1 protein-coding gene is annotated in these 1,865 nt (G+C 63.3%); it reads right to left on the bottom strand.

From position 1 onward, the window contains the following. Nucleotides 1-1,728: hypothetical protein (locus BMYO_RS11315; protein WP_158217005.1), on the bottom strand; the 1,728-nt coding region annotated here is incomplete at its 3' end. Nucleotides 1,729-1,865 lie beyond the last annotated feature (137 nt).

Here is a 1,865-nt window from a genome sequence, read left to right as displayed (position 1 = left end):
CGGAGAGTAGACGTCCCACTTGCCGTCGTTGTCCTTGTCGACATCGACGGAGGTGACCTTGCCGTGATGGCTCTTCTTGACGTAGGAGTAGCCGCGCTTGAGGTTGTACAGCAGGCCGTACTTGCCGTACTTGGAATCGGCGGTGTAGTTCACGTACAGGGTGTCGCCCTCCGGGTGGGTGTCGTCGACCTTGGAGTCGAGGTCCACCTTGAAACCGGCCAGCGCCTTGCCGTTCTGGATGCGGGTGTAGTAACCCTCGATGGAGTAGCCGGAACGCTCCCACTGGGATTCGGCGGCCTTGAGCTGCTCGCCGATGGTCTTGTCCTCGTACAGCTTGACGGTCACGGACTTGGCCTGGTCGTACAGCGGCTTCACCGTGAACGCGCGGTAGCGTGCGGCGGCGTCGAACAGGGCCCACACGTTGACCTGTCCCTGGCCGTAGGCCACGGAGAAGTCGAACTTGACGGGGTCGGCGTTGTCCCAAGCGCCGGTGACGTTGGATGCGGTCAGGTTGTAGGAGTTGAAGAACTCGCTGTTCTTGATGGTGTGCTGGTTGCCGGCGGCGTCATAGTAGGTGACGGTCGCTTCCGGATCGTACCAGCCTTCGAAGGCCTTGGTGTTCACGCGGGTGACGTCCTCGAGGGTCTTGCCATAGGCCTCCTCGAACGTGGACGTGGACGGCGTGAAGTAGGACTTCTTGTTGTACGCGTCAGACACGCTCACGTTGTACTGCGTGGCCGGCTGGAAGTTGTAGGCCAGCAGCCAGATCTCGCTCAACCCCGCGGGGATGTTCAGGGTGCTGCCCTCGATGGCGGTCGGGTGGGTGCGATCGTTGCCCACGTAGTACTGCCAGCCGGCGGCGAGCTGCACGGAGGAGGTGCCAGCGCCCGTGACGGCCTGATACGGGGTCAGGGAAGCGCCGCGCAGGACATCGAACTTGCCGCCGGAGATGTTCTCGCCGTCCTTGTAGTACTGGTACCTGGAGGTTGCCGGGAAGTTGACGATAACACCCTTGTCGGCCTTGACGCCGAGCTTGGTGCCGCGCTTCGCGGAGGAAACGCCGTCGAAGCCGCCGAACACGAAACCGTCGCCAGGCACATCTTCGGACGGGACCTGCCAGTCGGCGACCTGATCGCCGTCGGCCAGACGAACATACACGGTGTTGCCGTCGTAGGAGGTGTTCACGACCTTGGCGGCGCCATCCGGATCGATCTCCTTCACAACCTTGGTGGTGTGGCCCTCCTGGCCATACAGCAGGTTGAAGGTCACGCCTTCCTCGGACTCGTCCGTGTAGTCAACCGCCCAGTGGGCGTACAGCGTGGTGCCATCCTGCAGCGCAGAGGACGGATCAACGGCGGAGCCACCGGCATCAGGGCTGGTGTACCAGCCGGTGAACACGTAGCCGCTGTCCTGAACGAAGCTATCCAGACCGTACCAGTCATACAGGTGCTCGAACACGCCGTCGGCGTAGTTCACGCCCTGAGCGTCGGTCTGCTTGCTGTCGGTCAGCTGCAGCTTGGTCTTCGCCGTGTCGACGAACTGGGCCACGCTCGGATCGGACGGGGAGCCGACGAACTTGCCGCCGTTGGCGTCCAGGGTAACCTGCACGTCAGGCGTCTGCAGCGGCGCGGCGTTGGCCGTGCTGGCGGCGACGCCCATGGTCGCGATCATCGCGACGGAGGCGAGGCCGGCGAGCGGGGCGCGCCAAACCTTAGTGTTTCCAGTCATGTTCTGGAACCTTTCTTCTAGGGACACGGGGAGGGGCATGGAATTCGGCAGGGGCGCCTGTCGCGTGGTCGTGCGGGCGTCTTTCGGTTTCCCGCGGTCGTTTCCGTCCGTTCTCCTTTCCATTGCAGGACTGAAAG

The organism is Bifidobacterium myosotis (assembly GCF_002259745.1).
GTDB lineage: Bacteria > Actinomycetota > Actinomycetes > Actinomycetales > Bifidobacteriaceae > Bifidobacterium > Bifidobacterium myosotis.
Note: the sequence above shows the minus strand (reverse complement) of the source record. Positions and strands in the feature narration are given on the sequence as shown.